This window comes from Sporofaciens sp. JLR.KK001 (assembly GCF_036941055.1).
Taxonomy (GTDB): domain Bacteria; phylum Bacillota; class Clostridia; order Lachnospirales; family Lachnospiraceae; genus Sporofaciens.
Genome location: NZ_JAYMNO010000002.1, coordinates 383,949 through 410,558, shown reverse-complemented (window position 1 = coordinate 410,558; position 26,610 = coordinate 383,949). Strand labels below are relative to the sequence as shown.

The window sequence follows — 26,610 nt, the reverse complement described above, 5'->3', positions numbered from 1 at the left end:
TTAGGTCTGATTTGGCTTTTCAAAAACAAAAAATCTGCGATTCACGTAGCCAGATTAACCATTCACGAAGTAGATGTTAGAAATCGCCCTGATTTTTCCGATAAGTTAGTTGAGGACTGGAGGTGGCAGAAACGATAAAAATTGCGGTGTGTGATGATGAAAAAAATATAAGGTCTTACCTCGTTTCGCTCATCAAAAAGCAGGGAGGGGAATGCGGCATCACGGAATATGCCTCTGCCGATGAGTACCTCTCGGACGGTAAGGAGCATGACCTTATTTTTCTGGACATAGAGATGGGCGGCTCCGGCGCAAGTCTGGACGGCATGGGGCTGGCAAGGCATATCCGGGGCATGGAGGCGCAGAAACAGCCCGTCATCATTTTTGTAACAGGGTATGAAAAATATGTGTATGACGCGTTTGACGTAGGGGCCTTCCAGTATCTGGTAAAGCCCGTGGACGAACAGAAATTCGCAGAGGTGTTCGGACGGGCGGCGGGGCAGGTTTTATCCGAGGCGGAGCAGCGGAAGAAAAAACTTGTGATCCAGTATGGCGGCGAGGGAAAGGCGATACCGTTTAATGACATTTACTACATGGAAAGCCGGAACCACAATATCATCCTGTACCTGAAAGACGGAAGTATGGAATACTATGCGAAGATCGGGGATTTGGAGGAGGAGCTTGCGGGGCAGTTCTACCGCATCCACCGGGGATACCTTATCAACCTTTTCCATGTGGAGGGTTACGATAAGACGGAGGTAAGGATGGCGAACGGGGATAAGCTGCTGCTTTCAAGGTATAAATATGACGGCTTTGTGCAGGCGTACATGGATTACATTTCGGAGGAAAGCCTATGAGCCAGCCAGCGTTTGAAATAGTGAATAGCATCTTGGATATATGGAAGATTGCCGTACAAGCCATCATGTTCCTTGTTTTGTGGACGGCGGCTTTCAGAGGGAAAAAAGGAAAAAGGGATGGCATTGCGGCAGTGTTGTTTATCCTTGCCAATATAGGGATAGGATTTCTGCCGTGTACCGCTTGGGTGCGGTATGGCGTTTCAGCCTTTGTAATAATGGGTTATGCAGGGATATGTTATAAAAAGCAGATTGGAAAAGCAGTATTTGTGATGCTTGCTTTTTATAACCTCCATTGTCTGAGTTTCCTGATTGCAAACAGCATTTACATGAAGATAACGGGCGTGATGATGAAAAGCCTTGATGCAATGCAGGAAAGCTATATGCAGCAGGTGTACCAATGCCTGTCAGTCGGGATGGCGGTTTCCGTTTTCTTTTATACAGCACTATATGTGGCAATGGCAGTTATTTTTCACAGCCTTATTAAAGGGGAAGCCGTAATGGCCTGGCAGGACATCATCCTGCTTTCCATTCTAAATTTTGTCGGGAGCATGATTGCAAACGTGGTCAACGGCCTGCTTATTGTAAGAATAAATACAGATGCTTTTGTGCTGTTTGATGAAAAGCCAGACCTGCTTTGGAAGATTCCCATGATAGCGGTTCTCATATTTGCGGGAGAGGCTGCCCTGATCTATTTCTGGCAGAGATACCGTATCCTGCTTGCCGAGAGACAGAAACATTTCGTGGAGGAACAGCAGGTCAAGGCCATGAAGAAGCGTCTGGAGGAAGCGGAGAATTTCTATGGAAGCATCCGCAAGGTAAGGCATGAGATGAAAAACCACATGGCGAACATTAAAGGGCTGACAGAAGCAGGGGAGTATGGAGAGATAGAGGAATACGTCCGCAGGATGGATGAGACCATGCAGGAACTGGAATATAAGTATGTGACGGGGAATGCAGTGACGGATGTCATCATCAATGACAAATGCCGCAGGGCGGAAAAGGCGGGAATCCGGTTTGGTGCAGATTTCCGGTATGGCGGGGAAATTCCCGTGTTTGATATGGGGATTATATTGAACAATCTTCTGGATAATGCCATAGAAGCCTGTGAGAAACTGGAACCGGGAAAAGGATTCATACGCCTTTCGTTAAAGCGAAAAAAGCAGTTTTTGATACTGTATGTGGAAAATAGCTTTGACGGCGCTGTCCCTGTAAGCAAAGGCAGTTCACTCCCGCCTACAACGAAACAGAGTATCCTGCCGGGAATCATTACGGAGCATGGGATAGGGCTTGAAAATGTGCGGGATATTGCAGAGAGGTATTTCGGCGGTGTAAACATAAAAGTGAAAGGGGATGTGTTCCATGTGACGGTAATGCTGCAGCAGGGGGAGGTGGGGGAAGGTAAGTAAATGACCTTGCACTAAATGAAACTCAAAAACAGATTAAAACGGAGGATTAAAAATGGCTATCGGTGGAATAGGACAAAATTATTATCAGAACAATGTGGAAACAAAGAGAAATACGAAAAATGTGAACGGTACGGAAAAATTCGCACTGGAAAAAACAGGCAGTACACAGGAACTATCGGAAGCGGAAGAAATGGAGCTGTTTAAGAAAGAGTTTTATCAGGAGTTGTCTCAGATTACTACGCACGCAACAGTAAGTAATGCGGCAGTTAATGTGACTGAGGCTGCTTTTAAGAGAATGAAAGACGATCCTGAATATAAGCAGCAGGTTTTAAGTTGGATTAAGCATGATTTAGGAGCTTCATATGGTTCAAGGAATGCGTCTGTAATGTTGACAGTTGGTGAAACGCTAGAACAATGTAGGGGTGATGCTTGGCCGGTTTCCGCAGATTCTGAATTTGGTATTCGCTCACAAGATAGTTTTTATAAAAGTAGCAATGAAAGAAAAGAGAGACAGAAAGAATTATTGGAGGAATATTTACAAAAGCGTCAAGCGGCAAAACAAATTCAGCAGGAACTTTTGGATGAAAAGATTGCAAAGGCGGAGCAGGAGAGAAGCAGGCTGGCAAAGGCGTGGGCTGGTGAAAGGCAGATGGAGGCGGCATCCAATGCTTATGATGCAAATGTCATGACGGAGACAGCGGCAGGCGGTGATTCGCTGCTTGGTTAATGAAGGGCATCATGCCCGGACTTACCGCAAGGGGGCATGGGCGGCTCCGAATGACAGAGGGGCCGCAGCAGATAAGAGAAATGAAACTTTTTTGAGGGCCGGTTCGTATTATCAGCAGATGGCCGGTTCCTTCAATTTATGGAGGAGGACATGAAAAATGCGTGTCAGCAGAATAACGGCATTACTTATTACGGCAATGATGATTCCCGCAATCAGCGGATGCACCACACAGGGAACCCCCGCCCCGGATGCCGTGCATCAGATTGAGGATGGCGGTCCGGCGGTCTATGATGATGACCCGATAGCGGATGAAAGCATTCTGACATCTTGAAGTAAGGAAGATCATGCCCGGACTTACCACAAGGGGGCATGGACGGCTTTGAATGACAGAGAGGTCAATGGATTAAATTTGATAACATATGTAGAAAGGTTGGTAATATGGATATTCAAGCAATTTTGCCGCAAATCAATAATGCTGTAAATTTATCAAGTAACGGCATCAAATGCGGAGATGAATTTGAAAAACTTTTACAGCAGGTGAATGAGGAAACAGATATTGCGGAAATGAAGAAATTTCTGGACGAAAAGTTTAATGTAAATACGGTTGTTGTAGATTACAGTTGTGAAAAAACAGATACAGAGGCAGAAATGTATGACACCGCAATGCTGGAGAAATATAATATGCATGGTGGGAGAAATGTGATTATTTCAAAGAAAACCTTATTAAGGATGAAAAAGGATGGTTCCTTTAGACAGAAAGTGTATAAGTCAATTGAAGATATACCGTGGACAAGTAAATTGACGGGAGGCGAGGTAAAAGGCAATGGAGTATTTATCCATGAAGATGGAACGGGAGGTTACTATTTGGAGTTTGATTGGGGGGATGATGTTGAAAAAACAAAATCAAAGAAAAGTAAGGTGCTGTACTCTGACAGTTCGGGTGTAAAGGAATTAGATATTCCGATATTGGATGAACGAAACAATATTGGATTGCAGGCAGATATTCTTATTTCTTTGATGGGAGCGGATTTTAGTTATAAAAGGAAAAGTAATGATGCTGGTTTCTGATTAACGGAAAAGGAACAAAGGGCAAAGGGATAGGTAATGAACCGCTCGGACTTATTACGAGGGAGCGGATGCGGCTCTGAATGACAGAGGGGTCGTAATAATAAAAATAATGGAGGATTTGAAAAATGAATGTAAATGGAATAGGAGCAACGGGATACCCGGCATGGCAGGGAGCGAGAAAGGCACAGCAGAATACGGCAGGAAAAAGTTTTACGGCGCAGGTGAACAATGTAGCAAGCACACAACCGCATACGACTACTATATACATGAAAACGGATGACATGCTGTACTCTGGCGGTAACGGGACAGGGCTGTCTTTCTATATCAAATATGCGGATGGTTCAACAGAGGATAATCCGACCGTGATTGCAAAAGGTGTTGATGAGAATGGGGATGAATTTGAAAAAACCATACATATCAACAAAGTAAATCCCAAGTCAGCGACTGTTGTGGAAATGCGTGCTTTGGAAGCGCATATGGGTGTTAAAAAATTAGGCGGATTTACCTCTCTTCCGCTAGAAACAGGGGCTATGGGGTTAAATGACAGAATGGATTTCATGGATATGTTCCAGAAACAAATCAGTGACATGAAGCTGTTGAGCCAGAAAAAAGCTGCGGCATATTACCAGTACAGTATGCAGGCATATTGGGATTTCATGAACAAGAAATAAATTCCATCGGCTGTATATCCCCGATAATCCACAGCCTGACAAGGCGGGGCAGGTATCCCCAGCGTTCCGTCAAAGCAGAGAGGCGATTGAAATGGATATAACAGGAATAGCAAAAAGCCATCAGGCGGACATCCACAAGGCAGGAAAGGCTCATCCAAGCTGTCGGATTCCCTCCGGGAGAAGATAACAGAATGTCTATATGGGGAATAAGTTCCTCAATCTGCGGAAAAGCGAGGTCACCAAAGTCGCACAGGACAGGGCGGGCATTTTGGCAGATCAGCGAGAGGAGGTGAAAGTCAGTATGAGGTTATATTCTTTGCAGGAATTGATAAAACAATATTTGGATTGGGGATTTGATTTTGCTTCCATCAGCATAGCAACACAAATACCAGAAGAAGAATTACGGCAGTTATACAGTAATGAAAATTATAGATTAAGAGATAAGGATAAAGAGAAGTATCTTATGGCATTTTTGCTACAGATTTGCTGTGAAAAACCGAACAATGATAAATATTACAAGGCATTGCTTGAGAACCTTGCACAATACTTCAAGATACCACTGGAAGCAATGGCAAATTATATAGGAGTGGATATTGATGAGTTATTGAATTTTGAAAGCAACAGTGATAAAGACAGGATTGAAAAGTGCATAGCGCATCTGTTTACTACCTTTATCCGTGATTCGAGTTATTCGGTGTAGTAAAGGAAATATTCTCGCTAAGCCACAGCCCTACAAGCCCTACAAGGCAGAGGCAGGCATCTTCGGTTTCCAATCGAACAGGAGGATTGAACATGGGTATAGCAAGAATAGCAAAAAGCCATTATGCGGGCATCCCAAAAGCGTCATCCGGGAAGGAATGGAAGCTGTCTGATTCCCTCCGGGAGAAGATAACAGGATGCGGCACAGGGCGTCTATATGGGGAATAAGTTCCTCGCCCTGCGGAAAAGCGAGGTCGCCAAAGTCGCGCCGGACAGGGCAGGCATTCCGGCAGATCAGTGAGAGGAGGTGAAGGCCGGTATGGAATTTGGCCGGGGAGGTTAACAGGCATATTTGCATGGAGACAGTGAACTGCTCGGACTTATTACAAGGGAGCAGATGCGGCTCTGATCGACAGAGGGGCCGCAATATTAAAATTGTGGAGGATTAAAGATAATGAGCATTAGTGGAATTGGAACTTCACACTATCCTGCATGGCAGGAAGCGGGAAGGGGACAAAAGAATAATTCGGGAGTAGGATTTGCAAGCAGGATGGCAGATATAGTTGGTGCGAATACTTCCGAAAGTGGAAGGAAAACGAATGCCGTTTCTGGGCGCGACAATTATGTAGGAGGGGATGCAGCCAGTGTTTATGACATGGGCGTGTATTCAAGGAAAGATATATCGGTATCACAGAACCTAAATCTGCCAATCGAAACGGAACGGTATAAGATTGAGGATGCCAGCTATGTGGACGGGGTTCCAGCATATGAGATCATGGATAAGGAAACAGGAAGAGGGCTGTACATAAGGGAAGACCAGTTGATGATACAGAAGGATGAAAAGACCGGACTGGAATTTGTCATCAATATGGATCAGCCGTTTTCCTGTAATGTGCCAATGACGGGAGAGCTTAAAGGGCTTTTGAATGAGATAGCCGGGAAAAGAGGAATTGATCTGAAAGAAGTGCCGTTGCAGGGCGGGCTGACAGTGAACCGAGACCCTAAAACCGGACTGCGCTATTTATCTATACAGGGCAATGAGGCAAAGGGGATGTCTGTTGTTGCGACATCGAAAGAGGACTTGGAGATTATTGAAAAGCTGGCTGATGAATTTACCAAGTATTCAGTCAGTTCACAGCGTTCTACAGCAGGGCTGTATGCACTGCTTGAAATATCCGGCAACCTGAAACGGGAAGGGGAAGGGATGACGTTCCTGACACCGAATGGCATTACTTATATCCCTTATGATGGCGATAAGGATAAGGCATGGGAAATTGAAATCCCAAGTTCGGATTATAGTGTAGCACGGAAATACCTTGCAATGGGGATTGAAGCCTCAAACTACCAGGCATGGCTTAGCAAGTTCAATAGTGCAAGACTGCTTGACATAGATACGGAGCAATTGAACCATTACAGTATGAATGGCGACAGGAATGGCTATCGATTTATGCAATAAGAAGAAAACCAATAATGCACAAACGATAAAAGGGAACCAAGCAGGAACACTTCATGTTTGGTTCCCTTGTTCCATATCAGTGCGGGGAGGCGGTTTCAGTGGAGAGGATCAGATGCCCGAACCCGAAGTGCGGGCGGCACATCCTTGACATTGAGGAAATGCCGCCGGGCAGGACGGTGCTGGAAATCCCGCAATACATATAAAAACGGTAAAAGGAATGCGATACATATTGGAGGGCGTGCTGCGTTTCACAATAGATGTGGATTGCAGCACGCCCTTTTTGTCTTTAAAAGCAGAAAAACACAGCTTATTTTAAGGAAATGCTGCCTGCAGGGCAGGCAGTATAAAACCACCCAGGAGGAGGCAGACGATATGGACACCCGATAAAAGCAGCCGGGACGGCTGCTCTTTGCCGGGTGTTTTCTGCTGTTCAAGGAAAGGACAGGCCATACCGAGGGATGGTTCCGGAGGGCGGCACCGGCAGGCGCCGGGGAAGCCGGAACGAAATGCTGTCCCCAGGAAAGGGGATACCATGGGCATGGCACGAGCGGGGAACTGGCTCCCGATACCCACGGCCAGACATCATATTTTTTCTGTACATACCGCAGCCTCCAGGGGGACTGCGGAATTTTTTTATTCGACACATTTCTATCTCTTTCCCAATAAGAATACAAAAAGACACTTAGTTTTAATTACGGGCGTACCGGACGCTCTGCCGGTGCGCTTTTTTTGCGTCCTGAAACGCAGGCATCAGCCGCCTTACAGGGCGCGTGCGCCGCCGCTCCGGTCTTGAAACTGTTTAACCAAATTTCAAGACTGGAGGGAATCTGAATGAAAATTGAATACAAGTTTGTGGATGGGACTGTGACGGAAATTGAAGTGGACGGTAGCCTCGCCGAATTTATGCTGGAGATGAAAAATGAAGGGGAAAAGGTAGAACGGAAGGAAACACGCCGCCATGTCCTGCTGTCAGCGGTTGACCCGGAAGACCGTTATTTTGATTCGGGGCGGGACACGCCGGAGGAGTTTGCCAGGAAGGACGAGCTTGAGAGGCTTACAGCGGCCATAGGCAGGCTGCAGCCGCAGCAGAGGGAGCTTCTGCGCCGCATCTACTGGAATGGTGAGAAACAGAAGGACATTGCCGCCGAGGATGGGGTGTCGGAGCGCGCCATAACCGGCAGGATGAAGAAAATCTATGCGGCCTTAAAAAAATTTATGGATTAGGGGGTTCAGTTTTCCGTTTCCCGTGGCTTATATGTGAGGGGCGAAAATACAGCCCTTCGGAAATGGAGGTCATGGGCATGGAACACACATTGAGGATCAGTGTTTCAAAGGAGCCGGCATCCTGCGGGATCGTGAGCTGCCGCCATATCTCCGTGAGGGAGCGTTTCCTGCGCTTCCTCCTTGGGGAGAAGCGGAGGCTGACCATCATCGTTCCGGGAGATTCCGTCCGGGAGCTGGCAGTCAGTGAGATCATGGAAGGAGGAAACGTACATGGGAAAAGTGAAGTTACTGCTTGATGTCATCGGGGATCTGCGTTCCCTTGCGGACAGCCTGCAGGCCGTTGCGGATGCAGTGGCAGACAATGGGGAGGCCAATGCAGAGCTGATGGCCACGAAGGAGCAGGAGAAAACAGGAAAGAATGGGAAGGCGGCTGCAAAGAACACGGCAAAGAAGGACGCAAAGGCGGCAAAGCAGCCGGAGGAGAAGCCGCTGACGCTGGAGGAAGTCCGCGCGGTGCTGGCGGAGAAGTCGCGCTCCGGACACACGGAGGAAGTGAGAGAACTGCTTGCAAAGCATGGCGCAGATAAGCTGTCTGAGATCGACCCGGCGGAGTATCCTGCGCTGCTTGCGGAAGCGGAGGTGCTGTGATGGGAAGACACGCATTACTGTCCGCATCCTCCAGCCACCGGTGGCTTGCCTGCCCGCCGTCTGCAAGGCTCTGTGAGAACTATGAGGATACGGGCAGCGAATACGCACAGCAGGGCACCGACGCCCACAGCCTGTGCGAACACAAGCTGAAGCAGGCACTTAGCATGGAAACCACAGACCCGACGGAGGGGCTTTCCTTCTATGATGAGGAGATGGAGGAATGCGCCTGCGGCTATGCGGAGTATGTCCTTTCGCTGGTGGAGGAGGCAAAGAAAACCTGCAAAGACCCTGTGGTGCTGATCGAGCAGTGGCTGGACTTCTCCCGGTATGTGGAGGAGGGCTTCGGCACCGGCGACTGCGTGATTATTGCAGATGGGACGCTGTATATCATTGACTACAAGCACGGCAAGGGCGTGGAGGTCTCCGCAGAGAGGAATCCGCAGATGATGCTGTATGCCCTGGGCGCGCTGGAGCTGTTCGACGGCATCTATGACATTGACGCCGTCCGCATGGCGATCTACCAGCCGCGCCGGGAGAACGTCAGCGTGTATGGGATGGCGAAAGAGGACCTTCTCCAGTGGGCGGAGGGTGAGCTTACCGAAAGGGCGAAGCTGGCCTATGCCGGGGAGGGCGAGTTCTGCGCCGGGGAACACTGCAAATTCTGCAAGGCGAAGGCGGTCTGCAGGAAACGGGCGGAATACAACCTGAGCTTGCGAAGTATGACTTCGAGATGCCCGCCACGCTGGAGGATGACGAGATTGCGGCAATCCTCGTGAAAGCGGATGAGCTGGCGGCATGGGCGGCGGATGTGAAGGAGTTCGCTTTGCAGCAGGCGCTCTCTGGCGTGAAGTATGCCGGGTTCAAGGTGGTGGCCGGGAGGTCGAACCGGAAGTACACGGACGAGGATGCCGTTGCGGATACCGTGAAGAAGGCTGGCTTCGACCCGTATGAGCCGAAGCTCTTAGGCATCACGGCCATGGAGAAGCTGCTGGGCAAGAAGAAGTTTGCGGAGATTTTGAAGGGCCTTGTGGAGAAACCGCAGGGCAAGCCCGTCCTTGTGCTTGAGACGGATAAGCGCCCGGAAATGAACACGGCAGAGCAGGATTTCCGTGAGGAAGAGAAGTGAGGGAGATACCGCTGGCAAAGGGGAAGGCGGCAATTGTGGATGATGCGGATTATGAAAGGCTGGGCATCCACCACTGGAGCTGCAGCAAAGCCGGCTATGCAATGCGGGGATTCCGGGAGAATGGGAAAATGGTGTATCTGAAAATGCACCACGCAATACTTGGAAAGCCGCCGCGGGGGTTTGTCGTTGACCATATTAACGGGAACAGGCTGGATAACAGGAGGGGCAACCTCCGGTTTGTCACGCACCAGCAGAATGCGTTCAATACACGCAAGCACCGGGTGGAAAACGGCACATCCCGGTTCAAGGGCGTTTCGTATATGAGGGATAAGCATAAATGGCGCAGCAGGATCATGATAGGCGGCAGGGAGAAACACATCGGCCTTTACGGTACGGAAGAGGAAGCCGCCCTCGCGTATAACGAGGCGGCAAAGAGTTATTTTGGCGAATATGCAAAACTGAATGAAATTTAGGAGGAAAATCATATGTCAAACACAGCCAACAATCCAACAAAAGTAATCACCGGGCCGAACACCCGGTGGAGCTACTGCAACGCATGGGAAGCGAAGGCAATCAACGGCGGCACGCCGAAGTTCTCCGTGTCGCTCATCATCCCGAAGTCGGATAAGAAGACCATTGCCAGGATCGAGGAAGCAATCAAGGCGGCGTACCGCGAGGGCGAGGCGAAGCTGAAGGGGAACGGCAGGAGCGTCCCTGCCCTTTCCGTTCTGAAGACCCCGCTGCGTGACGGGGACGTGGAGCGCCCGGATGATGAAGCTTATGCGGATTCGTATTTCGTCAATGCCAACAGCTCCACGGCTCCGGGAATCGTGGACGCGGACCGGCAGCCGATCCTGGACCATTCCGAGGTGTACAGCGGCGTATACGGCAGGGCGAGCATCAATTTCTATGCCTTCAATTCCAACGGGAATAAGGGTATCGCCTGCGGGCTGAACAATTTACAGAAAATCCGTGACGGGGAGCCGCTTGGCGGGCGTTCCCGTGCGGAGGATGACTTTGCGGATGAGGACGGGGACGAGGAGGATTTCCTCTCCTGACGGCATAGCGGGGATATACTGCCGGGTGGCGGGGAGGGGCGTCTGCCTTTTCCCTGCCGCCCTTAAGGCGGTGAAAGGAGCTGGTGGAATTGAAGTCTATCGAAATTGATATCGAGACGTACAGCGATGTGGATTTATCTAAATGCGGTGTTTATAAATATTCTTCTTCGCCGAACTTTGAGATTTTATTATTCGGATACAGCGTGGATGGCGGGGATGTGAAGGTTGTTGACCTTGCCTGCGGGGAGGAAATCCCTGCGGAAATACTGGCGGCGCTTCCCGATGAGTCCGTCACGAAATGGGCGTTCAACGCCATGTTCGAGAGGGTGTGTTTGTCAAATTACCTTGGGGAATGGCTGGAGCCGGAATCGTGGAAATGCTCCATGGTCTGGTCTGCCACCCTTGGCCTTCCGCTGTCTTTGGAGAATGTTGGCACAGTGCTTGGGCTGGAAAAGCAGAAATTGTCAGAAGGAAAAGACCTGATCCGGTATTTCTGTGTTCCGTGCAAGCCGACCAAGGCAAACGGCGGACGGACACGGAATCTGCCGGAGCATGACCGGGAGAAATGGGAGCGGTTCAAGGCATACAACCTTCGTGACGTGGAGGCGGAGATGCAGATACAGCAGAGGCTTTCAAAGTTCCCCGTGCCGGATTTTGTGTGGGAGGAATACCAGCAGGACCAGGAGATCAACGACCGGGGCATCGGCGTGGACATGGAGATGGTCAGGAACGCAATCGCCATGGACGGACGTTCCAAGGCGGAACTGTCTGTGGCGATGAAGGAACTGACGGAACTGGAGAACCCTAATTCCGTGCAGCAGATGAAGCAGTGGCTCTTGGAGAACGGGATGGAGACGGACTCATTGGATAAAAAGGCGGTGGCCGCATTGCTGAAGGATGCACCGGAGCCTTTGAAAACTGTGCTGACGCTCCGGCAGCAGCTTGCCAAATCCTCCGTGAAGAAATACCAGGCGATGGAGAATGCGGTATGCGCGGACAGCCGGGCGCACGGAATGTTTCAATTTTACGGTGCTAACAGAACCGGCCGGTACAGCGGGCGCATTATACAGTTGCAGAACCTCCCGCAGAACCATATCCCGGATCTGGTGCAGGCAAGGGAGCTGGTAAAAGCCGGGGATTTTGAAGCCCTTGCCATGCTCTATGAGGATATCCAGGATACGCTCTCGCAGCTCATCCGCACGGCTTTTGTGCCGCAGGACGGGAGAAAGTTCATCGTGGCGGACTTTTCCGCAATCGAGGCGAGGGTGATCGCCTGGATCGCCGAGGAGCGGTGGCGTCTTAGGGTGTTCGAGGGAGGCGGTGACATTTACTGCGCCTCGGCAAGCCAGATGTTCCATGTGCCTGTTGAGAAACATGGCGTAAACGGGCATCTGCGGCAGAAAGGCAAGATAGCGGAACTGGCCCTCGGCTATGGCGGATCAGTCGGGGCATTGATATCCATGGGCGCACTGGAGATGGGGCTTGCGGAGGAAGAGCTGCAGCCGCTTGTGTCGGCATGGCGGGATTCCAACCCAAGCATCACGGAATTCTGGTGGGCGGTTGACCGTGCGGTGAAGGAATGCATCAAAAAGAGAGTGCCAACGGAAACACACGGTATCCGCTTCGATTACCAGAGCGGGATGCTGTTCATCACGCTTTTTTCCGGGCGGCGGCTTGCCTATGTGAAGCCGAGGATTGGCGAGAACCAGTTTGGTGGGGAGTCTGTCACATACATGGGCGTTGGTGGCACAAAGAAATGGGAGCGGCTGGAAAGCTATGGCCCCAAGTTCGTGGAGAACATCGTGCAGGCGGTCAGCCGGGATATTTTGTGCTATGCCATGCGGACGCTTCGAACCTGCTCAGTCGTGGCACACGTCCATGATGAAATCATCATCGAGGCAGACAGGAGGATGTCCCTTCCCGCCGTCTGCGAACAGATGGGAAGGACGCCGCCCTGGGCGAAAGGTTTATTGCTCCGGGCGGATGGTTACGAGTGTTCGTTTTACCAGAAGGATTAGGCAGGGGGTGCATGATGGAACGGCTGCGGATTGAATACGGGACGGGATACATGGAGCTTATTGTGGAGGCATTCTTCCCCTGCAAAATGCCGGCGATGAGAAAGGTTGCAAGGCTCATCAATTCATACTGCTCCGATGAAGCAAGGGCGGAGCTGCTCTCGGAGCTGCGGGAGCTGGCGGACGGGTACAAGGCGCTCTGCGAAATGTACAAACAGAAAATGGAGGGGCTTTCAGAGGAGGCGTCTGTGTACCGGCACTGGAGGGCGCAGCTCAACAAGACGAAAACCCTCCGCAGACGGATGGAAAATAATATCAAATTGATTTCAGGAGGCAGAGAGGAATGAGCAGAGCGGCAATGCAGGGGTGCAGGACACACGGCGACTGTTTCGCAAACAGGGGCGGCGTCTGCACCTGCTTAAAGGACAATGACTTTGGCGGGAGGGACTGCCCGTTTTACAAGCCTGCGGACACAGTCCGGGAAAGCCGGCGCAGGCAGGATGGAGGTAGATTTTATGGGAATCAGCAGATACAACAGTGAGGGATACAGCGACCCGACGAGCCATGCGGCGCTGTCGGGGATCAGGAAGGAGGAAAGGGCGGCAAAGCGGGCATACCGGCCGCTTGTCTATATATGCTCCCCGTTTGCCGGGGACAGGTCAGGCAACACGCAGAAGGCGAGGCGGTACAGCAGGTTTGCGGTAAAGAACGGCGCGATCCCGTTTGCGCCGCACCTGCTGTTCCCGCAGTTCCTGGATGACGGGAAGCCTGCGGAGCGGGCAATCGGGATGTTCATGGGCATGGTGCTGCTTGGGAAGTGCGAGCAGCTTTGGGTGTTCGGAAACACCATATCCACGGGGATGGCGGCGGAGATAGAAAAAGCGGAAAAGCGGGATATGCCCATCCGTTATTTCACGGAGCAATGTGAGGAGGTAAGCAGGACATGAAAATGACATTTTACACGGCGAACTGCAGGGGGAATGCAAAGAACAGCCTTTACCCCAACAGGCGTGTCATTGACAATGAGGACGACTGCATGGAGGTGGTGGCGTTCGACCATGTGTGTGCGGAATTCAAGGGCTGCCGCAGGAGCGGGGATAACTTCCTCTCCTGCGATGTGGACGTGATGGACTGCGACAATTCCCATTCCGACAATCCGGCGGACTGGATTCATCCGGAAAACCTGGAAGAAAAAATCGGGAAGGACGTGGCGTTCGCTGTGGTGCCGAGCCGGAACAACATGAAGCCGAAGGAGGGCAAGTCCGCAAGGCCGAGGTTCCATGCGTACTTCCCGCATGACCCGGTCACGGATGGGGAGGCGTGCGCGGCGCTGAAGAAAGCCATACAGCAGAAGTTCCCGTTCTTCGATGCAAAGGCGCTGGACTGTGCAAGGTTCATTTATGGCAGCCAGGCGGATTCTATCCTCTGGCATGAGGGCGAGATCACCATTGACTGCATCGTGAAGCCCCAGGGCGGTAGGGAGATACCGCAGGGGCAGCGGAACGCCACCATGTCCCATTTCGCGGGGCGCGTGGTGAAGCGGTACGGTGCAACGGAACGGGCGCATGAGATTTTCATGGAGGAGGCGGTAAAGTGCAATCCGCCGCTGGAGGATGCGGAGCTTGCCATGATCTGGCAGAGCGCCTGCCGTTTTGCGGAAAAGGTGCAGGGGCAGGAGGGCTATGTGGCGCCGGATGCGTACAATGACGAGTTCGGGCGGGAATCTTTAAAGCCTGGGGATTATTCTGACATTGGGCAGGCGAAGGTGCTGACCAGGGAGTACGGTGTGGAGCTTCGCTACACAGCGGCCACGGACTATCTGCGTTTCTGCGGGCAGTATTGGGTGGAGTCGAAGCAGCAGGCGGTTGGCGCGGCGGAGGAGTTCCTTGACCTGCAGCTTGCGGACGCCAAGGATGAAATCACGCGGGCGAAACAGGCTCTTATGGACACGGGCATTTCAGAGGATGCCATCACCTCCGGCGGCAAGTCGCTGGAGAAGAAAATCAGCGGTGGGCAGATGGACGCCTACCTTGCGTATGTGTCCGCCCAGGCGTATAGGGCGTTCGTGATGAAACGCAGGGACATGAAGTATGTGGTTTCCGCACTGCAGGCGGCAAAGCCGATGCTGGAGATCAGCGTGTCTGACCTGGATAAAGACGGGTTCCTTCTGAACACGCCGGACGGCACTTATTACCTCCCGGACGGGCTGGATGGGAAGCGTGACCACAGCCCGGAGGACTATATCACAAAAATAACGGCGGCAGCTCCCGGCGGCAGGGGGGAGAAACTGTGGCTGGATTCTTTAAACACTATTTTCTGCAAGGACCAGGAGCTGATTGATTATGTGCAGCAGATCGTGGGCATGGCGGCGGTGGGGCGTGTCTACATGGAGTCGCTGGTCATTGCCTATGGGGAAGGGAGGAACGGGAAGTCCACCTTCTGGAACACGATAGCCCGTGTGCTTGGAACCTACAGCGGGAATATGTCCGCCGACACCCTCACGGTCGGGTGCAAGCGGAACGTGAAGCCGGAACTTGCCGAGGCGAAGGGCAAACGGCTTATTATTGCTGCGGAGCTGGAGGAAGGGATGCGCCTGAACACCTCCGTGGTGAAGCAGATGTGTTCCACGGATGAGATTTTTGCGGAGAAAAAGTATAAGGACCCGTTTTCCTTCACGCCGAGCCACACCCTCGTGCTTTATACCAACCACCTGCCAAGGGTGGGAGCGAATGACCCTGGGACATGGCGGCGTTTAATCGTGATCCCGTTCCATGCCAGGATAGAGGGAGCGGGGGATGTGAAGAACTATGCCGATTTCCTCGTTTCGGAGGCAGCGCCGGCGGTCATGGCGTGGATCATTGAGGGTGCGCAAAAGGCAATCAGCCGTAACTTCCACATCCCTTCTCCGGCCTGCGTGGAGGAAGCCATCAAATCCTACCGGGAGGATAATGACTGGCTTGGGCATTTCCTGAGTGAGTGCTGTGAAATGGCGCCGGGTTACACGGCGAAGTCCGGGGAGGTCTACCAGGAATACCGCAGCTATTGTCTGAGGACGGGCGAGTATACAAGAAGCACGGCTGATTTTTATAATGCGCTGGAGTCTGCGGGTTTCAAAAAACAGAAGAAAAAGGACGGGGCATATATTTTGAAAATGCGCCTGAAACCCACTGATTTTGCGGACTGACAGGCTTAAGGGTGACGGTCGGTGATGGTCTTGGTATAAACCCCCTTTAGGGCAGTTTTTTCAGTAAAAAATCACTTATAGAGGAGTTTTAGGTACGGGTGTCACCGACCGTCACCCGAAAGCCTGGAATGCTTGAAAAATAAAGGGATTGGAGGCATTTGCATGAGAGAGAAGACCATAGAGCAGAAATTCAGGGCGGCAGTCAAGGCCGCCGGGGGCTTGGCAGTAAAGTTCACATCGCCCGGTTTTGATGGGGTGCCTGACAGACTGGCACTTCTCCCGGATGGGAAAATGGCGTTCGTGGAGGTAAAGGCTCCTGGGAAAAAGCCCCGCCCCCTGCAGCTTTCCCGGCACAGGCTGTTGCGGCAGTTGGGATTTAAAGTGTATGTACTGGATGACGAGTCGCAGATTGGAGGGATGATTGATGAGATACAGTCCACATGAATACCAGAAATTTACAGCAGAATACATTGAGGCGCATCCGGTGTCCGCCATCTTCCTGGACTGCGGATTAGGGAAAACGAGCATCACGCTGACGGCAGTCAACGACCTGATGTTTGACAGGTTTGAAATCCACAGGGTGCTTGTGGTAGCGCCGATCCGTGTAGCTTCTTACAGTTGGCCGGCGGAAATTGAAAAGTGGGATCACCTTGAGGGGCTTAAGTACAGCGTGGCGGTCGGAACGGCGGCGGAGAGGCTGGCAGCACTGAAGCGGAAAGCAGATATTTACCTCATCAACCGTGAAAACGTACAGTGGCTGATTTCCGAGAGCAGCATACCGTTTGATTTCGACATGGTGGTGATTGATGAGCTGTCATCCTTTAAGAACCACCAGACGAAGCGGTTCAAGGCATTGATGAAAGTCCGACCGAAAGTAAAGCGCATCGTGGGGCTGACTGGCACGCCGAGCAGCAACGGACTGATGGACTTGTGGGCGGAGTTCCGGCTGTTGGACATGGGGGAGAGGCTTGGCCGGTTCATCGGGCAGTACCGCACTTCCTACTTCCGGCCGGATAAGCAGAACGGGCAGGTGGTGTTTTCCTACAAGCCGCTGCCTGGGGCGGAGAAACAGATATACGGCAAGATATCCGACATCACGATTTCCATGAAGTCCACCGATCACCTGCAGATGCCGGAACTGATAAATTCCAGATACACGGTGTATCTTTCCGGGAAGGAGGATTCGCACTATGCGGATTTGAAGAAAGACCTCGTCCTGCAGCTGCCGGACGGCGATATCACAGCCGCCAACGCCGCATCCCTTTCCGGGAAACTGTCGCAGATGGCAAACGGTGCAATCTACACGGATGCCGGGGAGACGGTCGCCATCCATGAGCGGAAGCTGGACGCACTGGAGGACATCATCGAGGCGGCAAACGGCAAGCCGGTGCTTGTGGCATACTGGTTCCGGCATGACCTGGAACGCATCACGGAACGGCTGCACAAACTGAAAATCCCATGTTCCCGGCTGGACACGGACAGCAGTATCCGGAAATGGAACGCCGGGGAGATCCCGGTGGCGCTGATCCACCCGGCATCCGCCGGACACGGCCTGAATCTCCAGGCTGGCGGTTCCACCCTTGTGTGGTTCGGCCTTACCTGGTCACTGGAATTATACCAGCAGACGGTGGCTAGGCTGTGGCGGCAGGGGCAGCAATCGGAAACCGTGGTGGTGCAGCACATCATCACCAAGGGCACCATAGACGAGCGGATCATGAAGGCGTTATCCGAAAAGGACACCACGCAGGCCGCACTGATCGATGCGGTGAAAGCAGACCTTAAGATATAGGCGGGGAGAGCCGCCTCCAGTCAAAAAGCAAATCAGAGCCAATCAATGAAAATCAATGACAATCTTTGAAAATCCGGGGGAAGCAAATATATTTTGATTGGAGGCATGGCTTATGAGCATTATCTGGAAGTACCTTGACAAACGGTCGGCGGCCGTGGATGCGCTGAAGGATTACAGCAATATGAAATTTATCATCGAACACACGGATGATGAGATAAAGGCGGCATATGAGAAGATGGGCGGCGTCAGCAGCCCGCAGTCTGACGGAATGCCCCGCACGCACAATCCCCATGCTGTGGAGGACAGGATGATAAAGGGCATCGAGGAGATTGATGTGCTGAAGGAGCGTTACCGTCAGGCGGCAGAATATATGGCATGGTTCCTTCCGGCATGGGAGGAGCTTTCCAGGGATGAGCGCTATGTGCTGGAAACCTTTTATTCCGATGAGGAGAGGCAGACGGATTCCGTTTACGACATCTGCGACCGTTTCCACATCGAGCGGACATCCGCATACAAGAAAAAGAACCGAGCCCTTCAGAAACTGGTCACGCTGTTGTATGGGAAAAGCTGATGTCCAAAATCGCGGACGATTTTCCATATTGGACGTGGTACACTGTTATCATCGAAAACTGCATAAAGACAGCCGGCCTTCGTGGGAACAGCCCTGCGGGGGCTTTCTTTATGCCCGAAGGAGGTGAGGCAGATGCCAAGGAAACCGAAGAGGCCGTGTTCCTTCCCCGGATGCCCGGAGCTGACGGACGGGAGGTTCTGTGAGGAGCATGAGAAACAGGAGAACCGCCGCTACGAGAAGTACGACCGTGACCCGGCTGTACGCCGTAGGTATGGGCGTGCCTGGAAGAGAATCCGTGACCGCTACGCCGCAAAGCACCCGTTCTGTGAGGAGTGCTACAAGAAGGGCGTGCTGCATCCTGTTGAGGAGGTACACCACAAGCTGCCGCTGGCAGAGGGCGGCACGCATGACGAGGGAAACCTTGTGTCGCTGTGCCAGCCGTGCCATGCAAGGATTCATGCGGAGCGCGGTGACAGGTGGCATAAACATTAATTTGTTTTATGGGAATCGGTGCTGTGTTGATTTATGCTGTGGAGGTTTCTGCTGACCCGGAGGGGCGGTCGGAATCTCTACAGCAGATTTTCTGTGGAACGGGCGTGGGGTGTCACGCATAAAAACCGGAAATCAAACGGGGGATTGCCCGCCCGGAGATTTCCCTGAAATAAAGGCTTTCAAGGTGCTGCAGCGTTTGATTTCCGCAGCATTTTTTCAAACGAAATCAAAGAAACGGGGTGAAAACGGTGGCAAAAGACGGCAGCAACCGGGGCGGCGCAAGGCCGGGGGCGGGGCGCAAGCCCAAGGCGCTCACGGAGAAGATCAGCGAGGGGAAGACGGCGGAAGTGATGATGGAGCCGGCCGAACTGGAAGGCGTGAATGTGCCGCCCGTGAAGGACTTCCTCAAGTCCCCGCAGAAGAGCGGGCGGGAGCTGGTGGCGGAGGAGGTTTTCAACGAAACGTATGCATGGCTGAAGGCGAGGGGCTGTGAGAAGCTGGTCACCGTGCAGATGGTGGAGCAGTACGCCATGAGCGTGTCCCGGTGGATTCAGTGCGAGGAGATCGTGTCCTCCACGGGCTTCCTTGCGAAACACCCGACCACGGGGGCTGCCATCGCCTCCCCTTATGTCACCATGAGCCAGTCCTACATGAAACAGACCAATTACTGCTGGATGCAGATATACCAGATCGTGAAGGAGAACTGCTCGGTGGAATTCCAGGGGAACACGCCCCAGGATGATGTGATGGAGCGGCTGCTCCGCGCAAGGAAAGGAGTGTAGATAAAAAATGGGTAAGACGACAACCGAGATGCAGCTCATCCCTTTGGGGAAGCTGGTGCCATATGTGAATAATGCGCGGACGCACTCGCCGGAGCAGCTTGCGAAGCTCCGCTCGTCCCTGCGGGAGTTCGGCTTCATCAACCCGGTCATCATCAACCGGGAGTTCAATGTCATCGCGGGGCATGGCAGGATTGCAGCGGCGAAGGAGGAAGGGATTGCAGAGGTTCCGTGTGTGTTTGTGGACTATCTGACGGAGGCGCAGAAGAAAGCCTACATCCTTGCAGACAACCGCATGGCTCTGGATGCCGGGTGGGATGAGGAACTGCTACGCATTGAGATTGAAAGTTTGCAGGGCGCGGATTTCGATGTGTCCCTGACGGGCTTTGAGGAGGGCGAGCTTGCCGACCTTTTTGCCGGGGACGGGGAAAAGGATGTGAAAGATGATGACTTTGACCTTTCCGCCGCTTTGGAGAAGGCGGCGTTCGTGGAGCGGGGCGACATCTGGACGGTGGGCAGGCACAGGCTGGTGTGCGGGGATGCCACCAGCGCGGAGGATGTGGCGGCGCTCATGGACGGGAAGAAGGCAAACCTCATTGTGACGGACCCGCCGTATAACGTCGCATTTAAGAGCGGCAGCGGGCTTTCCATCCAGAATGACAGCATGGAGAACGGGGAGTTCTACACTTTTCTGTATAATTCCTTCCAGAACATGGCGGAGCATCTGGAAAAAGGCGGCGCGGCTTATGTGTTCCATGCGGACACGGAGGGGCTGAATTTCAGGAAAGCGTTTGTGGATGCAGGGTTCCACCTTGCCGGGGTGTGTATCTGGGTGAAGAATTCCCTCGTGCTTGGGCGCTCGGATTACCAGTGGCAGCATGAGCCTGTCCTTTACGGCTTTCTGAAGAACGGGAAACACCCGTGGTATTCCGACCGGAAGCAGACCACTATCTGGAACTACGACAAGCCGAAGAGGAACAAGAACCACCCAACCTCCAAACCGCTGGATTTGCTCGGATACCCCATCTGCAATTCCTCCCAGGAGAACGCCATTGTTCTGGACACCTTCGGCGGCAGCGGCTCCACGATGATGGCGTGCGAACAGACGAACCGCATCTGCTGCATGATGGAGCTGGATGAAAAGTATGCGTCCGTCATCCTCCGCCGTGCCGTAGAAATTGGAATTGCACAGGAGGATATTTTTGTGGAGCGGGGCGGGGAGAAAATCCCGTACTCCGCGCTGGTGAAGGAGGTGGAGGCGGAATGAATGCGGACGCTATATATATCCATAGTAGGAAGGGCGGCACTGGCGGCGGAGACACACCAAATCCGCAGACTGCGGATTCACGGCTGACCCTCGGAAGCCTGTTTGACGGCTCCGGGGGATTCCCGCTCGGCGGGCTGCTTGCGGGCATCACGCCTTTATGGGCATCAGAAATTGAGCCTTTCCCCATCCGGGTGACCACAAAGCGGCTGCCCTTTGTGAAGCATTTAGGCGACATTTCCACGGTGGACGGCGCGAAGATCGCCCCCGTGGACATCATCACCTTCGGCTCGCCCTGCACCGATATGTCGGTGGCGGGAAAGCGGGCGGGGCTGGACGGGCGGCAGTCGTGCCTGTTCTACCAGGCAGTCAGAATCGTAAAGGAAATGAGGTGTGCAACAGATGGAAAATACCCAAGGTTTATCGTATGGGAGAACGTCCCCGGCGCCTTCTCCTCCAACAAGGGGGAGGACTTCAAGGCAGTCCTCGAAGCGGTCTGTTCCGTCAAAGACGAAAGTGTTTCTGTACCTGGACCTCCGAAGGGGAAATGGGCAAACGCAGGAACTGTCATGGGGGACGGATTTTCCCTCGCATGGCGGGTGCTTGATGCACAATTTTGGGGAATCCCCCAGCGAAGGAAACGCATCTACCTTGTCGCAGATTTTGCAGGCGGGAGTGCCGGAAAGATATTATTTGAGTCCGAAGGCGTGTCTGGGTATTCTGCGGAGGGCTTCCGTGCGTGGCAAGGAGCTGCCGGAAGTGCTGCGGAAGGCGCTGGAGCGTCAGGCGGCGTCTGCCTGAACGACCAGGGCGGGCAGCGGATGGATGTGACGGATGAGGTGACCTGCACTTTGCGGGCGGAGGCGCACCATCCCCCGTGCGTCCTGGAATCGGCCGGTTTCTGCACGGAGCATTCCGCAAAGGCGCGTGGTATCGGCTATGAAGAGGAAACCTCGCCCACGCTCCGTGCCGGGACAGTGCCGGCTGCGGTGGCGCTCTATGAGAACCATTCGCAGGATACCAGATACACGGGACCGTTGGATACTGCACCCACTGTGAATGCCACTTATGGGATGGGCGGCAACAACCAGCCGTTTGTGGTGGAGCCGGACACACCCAAAACGCTGAAAATCCGTTCCGGCTGCGAGGGCGGCGGGAAAGGGCCGATCATACAGGATGACAAATCGGCGACGCTCTCCTGCAACAATGACCAGACGGTGTTCGTGCCGTTCAGTAAAGGGATGCGCCCGCATTCGGCGGAGGAAGCACCCGTATGGAAGGCCGGGGAGGTGGCAAACACCCTGAACACCTTTGATGTGGGGGAAAGCCGCTGCAATGAACTGGTGGTGCAGGCATACGGCATCTGCTCCAAGGACAGCAACGCCATGAAGTCCGACAATCCCCACAGCGGATTCTATAAAGCGGAAACCTCACGGACGCTGGATGCCAATGGCGGGAATCCCGGATGCAACCAGGGCGGCATTGCCGTGGTGGCGGTGCAGGGCTCCATGATTGGCAGGAAGGATGAGAACGGGCCGCAGGGGAGTGGCGTGAATGAGGATGTGTCCTTTACGCTTGACGCCGTGGACAGACACGCTGTTGCATACCCGACCTACTGCACCAGCAAGAATTCCCATTTCACACGGGCAGAAAAAGAACTGGCAAACACGCTGGTGGCTACAGATTATAAAGACCCGCCTGTCATCAATGATGTACAGACGGCATCCGGCAAGGAGGTGTTCGGCACACTTTCCGCAAGCATGGGCTCCAAGCAGTGGCTCGGCAACCAGGAGGCGTTCAGCGGGGACTACCATATCATGGAGCCGGAGTATATCGTCCGCAGGCTGACGCCGACGGAGTGTGCGAGGCTGCAGGGCTTCCCGGACTGGTGGTGCAGCGGTCTTGGGACGGAAAAGCCAACGGAGGATGACCTTGCCTTCTGGCGGGAGGTCTTTGAGACCCACCGTAAGATTGCGGGGACTTCCACCAAGCCGAAGACCGATAAGCAGATCATCAAATGGCTGAAAGACCCCCATTCGGATTCCGCTGAATATAAGATGTGGGGCAACGGCGTGGCGCTGCCGAATGTCTATTTCGTGCTTTCGGGCATTGTGTATTACGCACAGTTCCCGGACTTTTTATTGTGACATTTTTTCTCACATACTGCTTGCTATTCCTGCCGTTCAGAGTGATTAATGTAGTACCGAAAAACGAAGGAGGTACAAAAAAATGAGGTTTGAATTCAACAGGACAGGGGCAGAGCGGAAGGCGCTGGTGCAGGCAATGGGGGAGATTTTAGAGGTAAAGCCGAAATACCTCGGAATGCCGACAGCGGCTTACCAGGTGGATTACTTCCACATCGACAAGACCGGCGCGGTGGAGTTTGACGACCGGGCGGACAGTGAGGAAATAGAGAACCTGCTGGAGCGGCTTGCGGAAAGAGGGATTGTCGCAGCCCCGGCAGAAACGGCGCAGGAAGGCGGCACGGCAGAAGAAAGCGCGGATGCGGAAAACAAAGCGGAGGAGCCGGAAACGGAGTCACAGGGGGCAGATCTGGGGCTTACGGTGGCAATGCCGAGGGATTCCTTCACGGATGCCGCGCTGGAGAACCTGCGGAAGCTGGTGGATGCCAAAGGGAGCCTGATTAAAAAGGCGCTGGCGGTTGACAGCCTCCCGATTGAAACGGACGGGGAGAAGGTTTCCTTCCCATGGTTTGCGGATGGGCAGGACAGCGAATCGGTGAAAGCCTACACCCATTTCATTGCCGCCATCTGCGACATGGCAAGGAACCAGAAGCGCATCACGGCGAAGGAAAAGCCTGCGGACAATGAAAAATACGCATTCCGGTGCTTCCTGCTCCGGCTCGGATTCATCGGGGCGGAATACAAGGGCGAGCGGAAAATCCTGCTGAAGAACCTCTCCGGCAGCTCGGCATTCAAAAACGGCGAAAGGAAGGAGGCGGTCAGCAGTGAACTTTCCGAATAGGGAGATTGTGGAGCGTGTCCGCAGGGAGTACCCTGCAGGCACACGGGTGGAGCTTGTACGGATGGACGATGTGCAGGCCCCGCCCATCGGGACGCGGGGAACAGTCGAAGGTGTGGATGACACGGCGAGCGTCATGGTCGCATGGGACAACGGCAGCAGCCTCCATGCAATTTACGGTGAGGATGTGGTGCGCAGGATAAAGGAGGATGAATAGATGGAGCAGGACATTCTGAAACAGCTTTATTTTGGTGAGATCGTGCCGTGGGAGAACCGGAACGACAAGACGCCGGAGATGGCAGAGCTTGCGGAGCGCATCGACGGGGAGATTGAACGCCTGAAAGGGCTGTTGGACAGTGAGGGGAAGGCACTGCTGGAGAAACTTCTGGACGATGCCTCCGACCTTGAGTGCAAGACCATCTGCGAAGGCTTTAAGGACGGATTCCGGCTTGGCGCACAGATCACGGCAGCCTCCATGGAGGGCCTGAAAAAGCCATAAAATACACAAAAAACTGCGGAAAACATTGTGTAATATATGCCTCGAATTGACTTGCTATTATCCCCTTTTAGAGCGAATATGTGTACTACCGAAAGGGAAAACACACAAAGAAAACGGAGGAAAACAGCATGAACGCAAAGTTAGCAAGGCAGGTTGAGGAAATGAAAAAGCAGACCATCGGGGTTGAGGTGGAGATGAACAGCATCGCAAGGAGCAGGGCGGCGAAAATTGCAGCGGACTTCTTCGGAACAGGCAGGCATGAATACACGGCACGCAGGAACGGCTACGAAACCTACTCCGCATGGGATGCGCAGGGCAGGGAGTGGAAATTCCAGAAGGACGTGAGCATCGCGGGGCCTGACAGCGAAAAGTGCGAGCTGGTGACGCCCATCCTTACCTACGGGGACATGGAAACCCTGCAGGAGCTTATCCGGCAGCTACGGCACGCTGGAGCGAAGAGCGACGCGGGAAGGGGCTGCGGGGTACACATCCACATCGGGGCGAAAGGCCACACGCCGCAGAGCCTCAGAAACCTCGCCAACATCATGGCAGGCCATGAAAGCCTGATAGCGGATGCCTTAAACCTTGACCGCTGGAGGATGAACCGCTACTGCCGCACGGTTGACCCACGATTTTTGGAGCAGGTCAACAGAAAGAAACCTTCCACGATGGCGGCCCTTGCGGACATCTGGTACACAAGCCACGGCGCAAGCTACGGCAGGGACCAGCACTACAACGACAGCCGCTACCATATGCTCAATTACCACGCAACCTTCACCAAAGGCACGGTCGAGTTCCGGCTCTTCCAGTTCGACGAACCGGGCGACGGGCGCAGGGGCGGCCTCCACGCAGGGCAGCTTAAAAGCTACATTCAGCTCTGCCTCGCACTCAGCCAGATGGCGAAGGAAGTAAAGACGGCAAGCCCGAAGCCGCAGCAGAGCGAGAACCCGAAATACGCCATGCGGACATGGCTCCTCCGGCTCGGCTTCATCGGGGACGAATTCAAGACCGCAAGGGACATCCTGACAAGGAGGCTTGCAGGGGACGCATCCTTCCGAAACGGAAGGGCCGCTTGAAGGGAACGCAGGAGGTAGCCTCCTGCCACCTTTCCTGCCGCGGAAACGGCAGTGGACCGCTCCGGCGGTCTTAAGGTGGTAGAAGGGTGCCCCCTTCGGAAAGGACGGATATCAGAATGGAAAAGAGATACTACATTGCTTACGGCTCAAACCTGAACATCCCGCAGATGCGGATGCGCTGCCCTGGGGCGAGGATCATCGGCACTTCGGTGATCGAGGGTTACCGGCTGCTGTTCAAGGGCAGCCGGACCGGCTCCTACCTCACCATCGAGCCGCAGGAGGGCGCAAGCGTCCCCGTGGCGGCATGGGCGGTGACGGAGGAGGATGAGGCGGCGCTGGACCGCTACGAGGGCTTCCCCACTTTTTATTACAAAAAGGAAATGAAGCTGCCCCTCAAGGGCATCAAGACCGGCAGGGTGCGGATGCGGAAGGTTTTCGTCTACATCATGCATGAGGACCGCCCGCTTGGGCTGCCGGGTGAATCCTACATGGAAACCTGCAGGCAGGGCTACCAGAGATTTGGGTTCGATGAGGCATTTCTGGAACAGGCGTATGCTGACAGCGCGGAGGAATTTCCGGGCGGGTGGAAAGTGGGGGATGCCTGCTTTCTGGTGACCAACAGGAAAAAGGGCTGCACCGGCACCTACACAGTGCGGGGATTTGACGGAAAATATTTCTGCCTGCAGAACCGCAGGGGAAGCCGCTGCCGCGCATCCGCAGGGCGGATGTTCCGCGGCAGGGAGGCGGCGCTGGCCCCTCGGAAGGAAAATACGGAACCAGGAGGAAACCAAAATGAAGGAAACTGATAATATTGCGAGGATTTCGGTCTGCCCCAGATGCGGGCAGACCTACCACGGCAGGCCGGCAGTCTCACGGGCAGATGGCAGAACGCAGCTCTGCCCGGACAGCGGAACCAGGGAGGCGCTGGAGAGCATCGGCGTGGACGGGAAGGAGCAGGAACAGATACTCGAAGCCATCCACAGGTGCTATGGGAGGCATGGGCAGGACTGAAAAAGGCAAAG

At 53.6% G+C, this 26,610-nt stretch carries 32 protein-coding genes and 1 pseudogene; all 33 read left to right on the top strand.

The window, feature by feature from the left end:
• The first annotated feature begins 122 nt into the window (after positions 1-122).
• The gene (locus tag VSQ62_RS27185) at positions 123-854 is read left to right on the top strand and encodes a LytR/AlgR family response regulator transcription factor (protein WP_334638139.1); all 732 of its coding nucleotides are present in this window, start codon (positions 123-125) and stop codon (positions 852-854) included.
• Positions 851-2,260 carry a sensor histidine kinase gene (locus VSQ62_RS27180; RefSeq protein ID WP_334638138.1) on the top strand — a complete coding sequence of 470 codons (1,410 nt, stop codon included), beginning with the start codon at positions 851-853 and terminating at the stop codon, positions 2,258-2,260. The genes VSQ62_RS27185 and VSQ62_RS27180 overlap by 4 nt, the downstream gene beginning before the upstream one ends.
• 52 nt (positions 2,261-2,312) lie before the next feature.
• Entirely contained in the window at positions 2,313-2,987 is a 675-nt protein-coding gene (locus VSQ62_RS27175; protein ID WP_004058656.1) for a hypothetical protein, read from the top strand.
• Positions 2,988-3,144: 157 nt separating this feature from the next.
• The gene (locus VSQ62_RS27170; protein ID WP_016302849.1) at positions 3,145-3,318 is read left to right on the top strand and encodes a hypothetical protein; all 174 of its coding nucleotides are present in this window, start codon (positions 3,145-3,147) and stop codon (positions 3,316-3,318) included.
• 107 nt (positions 3,319-3,425) lie between these two features.
• Positions 3,426-4,055, top strand: coding sequence for a DUF6033 family protein (locus VSQ62_RS27165; protein ID WP_016302848.1), 630 nt, complete (start codon positions 3,426-3,428; stop codon positions 4,053-4,055).
• Between the two features lie 125 nt (positions 4,056-4,180).
• Positions 4,181-4,726, top strand: a complete 546-nt coding sequence (locus VSQ62_RS27160; protein WP_016302847.1) for a hypothetical protein — start codon at positions 4,181-4,183, stop codon at positions 4,724-4,726.
• Positions 4,727-5,027: 301 nt separating this feature from the next.
• The gene (locus tag VSQ62_RS27155; protein WP_155886931.1) at positions 5,028-5,426 is read left to right on the top strand and encodes an HTH domain-containing protein; all 399 of its coding nucleotides are present in this window, start codon (positions 5,028-5,030) and stop codon (positions 5,424-5,426) included.
• 92 nt (positions 5,427-5,518) lie between these two features.
• Complete coding sequence (locus tag VSQ62_RS27150) at positions 5,519-5,653, top strand: hypothetical protein (RefSeq protein WP_277935591.1); 135 nt, start codon at positions 5,519-5,521, stop codon at positions 5,651-5,653.
• Positions 5,654-5,879: 226 nt separating this feature from the next.
• A complete protein-coding gene (locus tag VSQ62_RS27145; RefSeq protein WP_016302844.1) occupies positions 5,880-6,881 on the top strand; it encodes a hypothetical protein in 1,002 nt (333 codons plus the stop codon).
• Between the two features lie 831 nt (positions 6,882-7,712).
• A complete protein-coding gene (locus VSQ62_RS27140) occupies positions 7,713-8,105 on the top strand; it encodes an RNA polymerase sigma factor (protein ID WP_334638137.1) in 393 nt (130 codons plus the stop codon).
• Between the two features lie 77 nt (positions 8,106-8,182).
• Positions 8,183-8,401 (top strand): hypothetical protein, encoded by a 219-nt coding sequence (locus tag VSQ62_RS27135; protein ID WP_334638136.1) that lies wholly within the window; start codon positions 8,183-8,185, stop codon positions 8,399-8,401.
• The gene (locus VSQ62_RS27130) at positions 8,376-8,753 is read left to right on the top strand and encodes an rRNA biogenesis protein rrp5 (protein ID WP_334638135.1); all 378 of its coding nucleotides are present in this window, start codon (positions 8,376-8,378) and stop codon (positions 8,751-8,753) included. The genes VSQ62_RS27135 and VSQ62_RS27130 overlap by 26 nt, the downstream gene beginning before the upstream one ends.
• Positions 8,753-9,774: pseudogene (locus VSQ62_RS27125) on the top strand (DUF2800 domain-containing protein); the annotation flags it as partial. The gene VSQ62_RS27130 and the pseudogene VSQ62_RS27125, both read left to right, overlap by 1 nt.
• 101 nt (positions 9,775-9,875) lie before the next feature.
• Positions 9,876-10,352, top strand: coding sequence for an HNH endonuclease (locus tag VSQ62_RS27120; protein ID WP_016213915.1), 477 nt, complete (start codon positions 9,876-9,878; stop codon positions 10,350-10,352).
• Positions 10,353-10,364: 12 nt separating this feature from the next.
• Entirely contained in the window at positions 10,365-10,937 is a 573-nt protein-coding gene (locus tag VSQ62_RS27115) for a DUF2815 family protein (RefSeq protein ID WP_304443017.1), read from the top strand.
• 89 nt (positions 10,938-11,026) lie between these two features.
• A complete protein-coding gene (locus VSQ62_RS27110) occupies positions 11,027-12,955 on the top strand; it encodes a DNA polymerase (RefSeq protein ID WP_334638134.1) in 1,929 nt (642 codons plus the stop codon).
• Positions 12,956-12,966: 11 nt separating this feature from the next.
• Positions 12,967-13,299 (top strand): hypothetical protein, encoded by a 333-nt coding sequence (locus tag VSQ62_RS27105; protein WP_334638133.1) that lies wholly within the window; start codon positions 12,967-12,969, stop codon positions 13,297-13,299.
• Positions 13,296-13,493 carry a hypothetical protein gene (locus VSQ62_RS27100; RefSeq protein ID WP_334638132.1) on the top strand — a complete coding sequence of 66 codons (198 nt, stop codon included), beginning with the start codon at positions 13,296-13,298 and terminating at the stop codon, positions 13,491-13,493. The genes VSQ62_RS27105 and VSQ62_RS27100 overlap by 4 nt, the downstream gene beginning before the upstream one ends.
• Positions 13,468-13,899: a DUF7768 domain-containing protein gene (locus VSQ62_RS27095; RefSeq protein ID WP_334638131.1), complete on the top strand. Its 432-nt coding sequence runs from the start codon at positions 13,468-13,470 to the stop codon at positions 13,897-13,899. Before VSQ62_RS27100 ends, VSQ62_RS27095 begins: the two co-directional genes overlap by 26 nt.
• Positions 13,896-16,136 carry a phage/plasmid primase, P4 family gene (locus VSQ62_RS27090; protein WP_334638130.1) on the top strand — a complete coding sequence of 747 codons (2,241 nt, stop codon included), beginning with the start codon at positions 13,896-13,898 and terminating at the stop codon, positions 16,134-16,136. The genes VSQ62_RS27095 and VSQ62_RS27090 overlap by 4 nt, the downstream gene beginning before the upstream one ends.
• 162 nt (positions 16,137-16,298) lie before the next feature.
• Positions 16,299-16,580 carry a VRR-NUC domain-containing protein gene (locus VSQ62_RS27085; protein ID WP_004058627.1) on the top strand — a complete coding sequence of 94 codons (282 nt, stop codon included), beginning with the start codon at positions 16,299-16,301 and terminating at the stop codon, positions 16,578-16,580.
• Positions 16,561-17,925 (top strand): SNF2-related protein, encoded by a 1,365-nt coding sequence (locus VSQ62_RS27080; RefSeq protein ID WP_334638129.1) that lies wholly within the window; start codon positions 16,561-16,563, stop codon positions 17,923-17,925. Before VSQ62_RS27085 ends, VSQ62_RS27080 begins: the two co-directional genes overlap by 20 nt.
• 112 nt (positions 17,926-18,037) lie before the next feature.
• The gene (locus tag VSQ62_RS27075; protein WP_334638128.1) at positions 18,038-18,496 is read left to right on the top strand and encodes a hypothetical protein; all 459 of its coding nucleotides are present in this window, start codon (positions 18,038-18,040) and stop codon (positions 18,494-18,496) included.
• Between the two features lie 132 nt (positions 18,497-18,628).
• A complete protein-coding gene (locus VSQ62_RS27070; protein WP_334335864.1) occupies positions 18,629-18,988 on the top strand; it encodes an HNH endonuclease in 360 nt (119 codons plus the stop codon).
• 248 nt (positions 18,989-19,236) lie between these two features.
• Positions 19,237-19,770, top strand: coding sequence for a P27 family phage terminase small subunit (locus tag VSQ62_RS27065; RefSeq protein ID WP_334638532.1), 534 nt, complete (start codon positions 19,237-19,239; stop codon positions 19,768-19,770).
• A 7-nt stretch (positions 19,771-19,777) separates the two neighbouring features.
• The gene (locus VSQ62_RS27060; RefSeq protein WP_334638127.1) at positions 19,778-21,034 is read left to right on the top strand and encodes a site-specific DNA-methyltransferase; all 1,257 of its coding nucleotides are present in this window, start codon (positions 19,778-19,780) and stop codon (positions 21,032-21,034) included.
• The gene (locus VSQ62_RS27055) at positions 21,031-23,178 is read left to right on the top strand and encodes a DNA cytosine methyltransferase (RefSeq protein WP_334638126.1); all 2,148 of its coding nucleotides are present in this window, start codon (positions 21,031-21,033) and stop codon (positions 23,176-23,178) included. The genes VSQ62_RS27060 and VSQ62_RS27055 overlap by 4 nt, the downstream gene beginning before the upstream one ends.
• Positions 23,179-23,260: 82 nt before the next feature.
• Entirely contained in the window at positions 23,261-24,016 is a 756-nt protein-coding gene (locus VSQ62_RS27050) for a virulence protein (protein WP_334638125.1), read from the top strand.
• Positions 24,000-24,230: a DUF4314 domain-containing protein gene (locus VSQ62_RS27045; RefSeq protein WP_016230192.1), complete on the top strand. Its 231-nt coding sequence runs from the start codon at positions 24,000-24,002 to the stop codon at positions 24,228-24,230. The genes VSQ62_RS27050 and VSQ62_RS27045 overlap by 17 nt, the downstream gene beginning before the upstream one ends.
• Positions 24,231-24,512: a DUF6809 family protein gene (locus VSQ62_RS27040; protein WP_016230191.1), complete on the top strand. Its 282-nt coding sequence runs from the start codon at positions 24,231-24,233 to the stop codon at positions 24,510-24,512.
• A gap of 128 nt (positions 24,513-24,640) precedes the next feature.
• Positions 24,641-25,588 carry an amidoligase family protein gene (locus VSQ62_RS27035; RefSeq protein WP_016230190.1) on the top strand — a complete coding sequence of 316 codons (948 nt, stop codon included), beginning with the start codon at positions 24,641-24,643 and terminating at the stop codon, positions 25,586-25,588.
• Between the two features lie 116 nt (positions 25,589-25,704).
• Complete coding sequence (locus VSQ62_RS32730; protein WP_502957856.1) at positions 25,705-26,394, top strand: gamma-glutamylcyclotransferase family protein; 690 nt, start codon at positions 25,705-25,707, stop codon at positions 26,392-26,394.
• On the top strand, positions 26,381-26,599 hold the full coding sequence (locus VSQ62_RS27025; protein ID WP_334638124.1) for a hypothetical protein: 219 nt from the start codon (positions 26,381-26,383) through the stop codon (positions 26,597-26,599). Before VSQ62_RS32730 ends, VSQ62_RS27025 begins: the two co-directional genes overlap by 14 nt.
• Positions 26,600-26,610 lie beyond the last annotated feature (11 nt).

What these genes read in the sequence shown, in the direction of transcription:
- VSQ62_RS27180 (WP_334638138.1), top strand. Translation starts at nt 851, where the DNA reads ATGAGCCAGCCAGCGTTTGAAATAGTGAATAGCATCTTGGATATATGG.
- VSQ62_RS27175 (WP_004058656.1), top strand. Translation starts at nt 2,313, where the DNA reads ATGGCTATCGGTGGAATAGGACAAAATTATTATCAGAACAATGTGGAA.
- VSQ62_RS27170 (WP_016302849.1), top strand. Translation starts at nt 3,145, where the DNA reads ATGCGTGTCAGCAGAATAACGGCATTACTTATTACGGCAATGATGATT.
- VSQ62_RS27165 (WP_016302848.1), top strand. Translation starts at nt 3,426, where the DNA reads ATGGATATTCAAGCAATTTTGCCGCAAATCAATAATGCTGTAAATTTA.
- VSQ62_RS27160 (WP_016302847.1), top strand. Translation starts at nt 4,181, where the DNA reads ATGAATGTAAATGGAATAGGAGCAACGGGATACCCGGCATGGCAGGGA.
- VSQ62_RS27155 (WP_155886931.1), top strand. Translation starts at nt 5,028, where the DNA reads ATGAGGTTATATTCTTTGCAGGAATTGATAAAACAATATTTGGATTGG.
- VSQ62_RS27150 (WP_277935591.1), top strand. Translation starts at nt 5,519, where the DNA reads ATGGGTATAGCAAGAATAGCAAAAAGCCATTATGCGGGCATCCCAAAA.
- VSQ62_RS27145 (WP_016302844.1), top strand. Translation starts at nt 5,880, where the DNA reads ATGAGCATTAGTGGAATTGGAACTTCACACTATCCTGCATGGCAGGAA.
- VSQ62_RS27140 (WP_334638137.1), top strand. Translation starts at nt 7,713, where the DNA reads ATGAAAATTGAATACAAGTTTGTGGATGGGACTGTGACGGAAATTGAA.
- VSQ62_RS27135 (WP_334638136.1), top strand. Translation starts at nt 8,183, where the DNA reads ATGGAACACACATTGAGGATCAGTGTTTCAAAGGAGCCGGCATCCTGC.
- VSQ62_RS27130 (WP_334638135.1), top strand. Translation starts at nt 8,376, where the DNA reads ATGGGAAAAGTGAAGTTACTGCTTGATGTCATCGGGGATCTGCGTTCC.
- VSQ62_RS27115 (WP_304443017.1), top strand. Translation starts at nt 10,365, where the DNA reads ATGTCAAACACAGCCAACAATCCAACAAAAGTAATCACCGGGCCGAAC.
- VSQ62_RS27105 (WP_334638133.1), top strand. Translation starts at nt 12,967, where the DNA reads ATGATGGAACGGCTGCGGATTGAATACGGGACGGGATACATGGAGCTT.
- VSQ62_RS27100 (WP_334638132.1), top strand. Translation starts at nt 13,296, where the DNA reads ATGAGCAGAGCGGCAATGCAGGGGTGCAGGACACACGGCGACTGTTTC.
- VSQ62_RS27095 (WP_334638131.1), top strand. Translation starts at nt 13,468, where the DNA reads ATGGGAATCAGCAGATACAACAGTGAGGGATACAGCGACCCGACGAGC.
- VSQ62_RS27090 (WP_334638130.1), top strand. Translation starts at nt 13,896, where the DNA reads ATGAAAATGACATTTTACACGGCGAACTGCAGGGGGAATGCAAAGAAC.
- VSQ62_RS27085 (WP_004058627.1), top strand. Translation starts at nt 16,299, where the DNA reads ATGAGAGAGAAGACCATAGAGCAGAAATTCAGGGCGGCAGTCAAGGCC.
- VSQ62_RS27080 (WP_334638129.1), top strand. Translation starts at nt 16,561, where the DNA reads ATGAGATACAGTCCACATGAATACCAGAAATTTACAGCAGAATACATT.
- VSQ62_RS27075 (WP_334638128.1), top strand. Translation starts at nt 18,038, where the DNA reads ATGAGCATTATCTGGAAGTACCTTGACAAACGGTCGGCGGCCGTGGAT.
- VSQ62_RS27070 (WP_334335864.1), top strand. Translation starts at nt 18,629, where the DNA reads ATGCCAAGGAAACCGAAGAGGCCGTGTTCCTTCCCCGGATGCCCGGAG.
- VSQ62_RS27060 (WP_334638127.1), top strand. Translation starts at nt 19,778, where the DNA reads ATGGGTAAGACGACAACCGAGATGCAGCTCATCCCTTTGGGGAAGCTG.
- VSQ62_RS27055 (WP_334638126.1), top strand. Translation starts at nt 21,031, where the DNA reads ATGAATGCGGACGCTATATATATCCATAGTAGGAAGGGCGGCACTGGC.
- VSQ62_RS27050 (WP_334638125.1), top strand. Translation starts at nt 23,261, where the DNA reads ATGAGGTTTGAATTCAACAGGACAGGGGCAGAGCGGAAGGCGCTGGTG.
- VSQ62_RS27040 (WP_016230191.1), top strand. Translation starts at nt 24,231, where the DNA reads ATGGAGCAGGACATTCTGAAACAGCTTTATTTTGGTGAGATCGTGCCG.
- VSQ62_RS27035 (WP_016230190.1), top strand. Translation starts at nt 24,641, where the DNA reads ATGAACGCAAAGTTAGCAAGGCAGGTTGAGGAAATGAAAAAGCAGACC.
- VSQ62_RS32730 (WP_502957856.1), top strand. Translation starts at nt 25,705, where the DNA reads ATGGAAAAGAGATACTACATTGCTTACGGCTCAAACCTGAACATCCCG.
- VSQ62_RS27025 (WP_334638124.1), top strand. Translation starts at nt 26,381, where the DNA reads ATGAAGGAAACTGATAATATTGCGAGGATTTCGGTCTGCCCCAGATGC.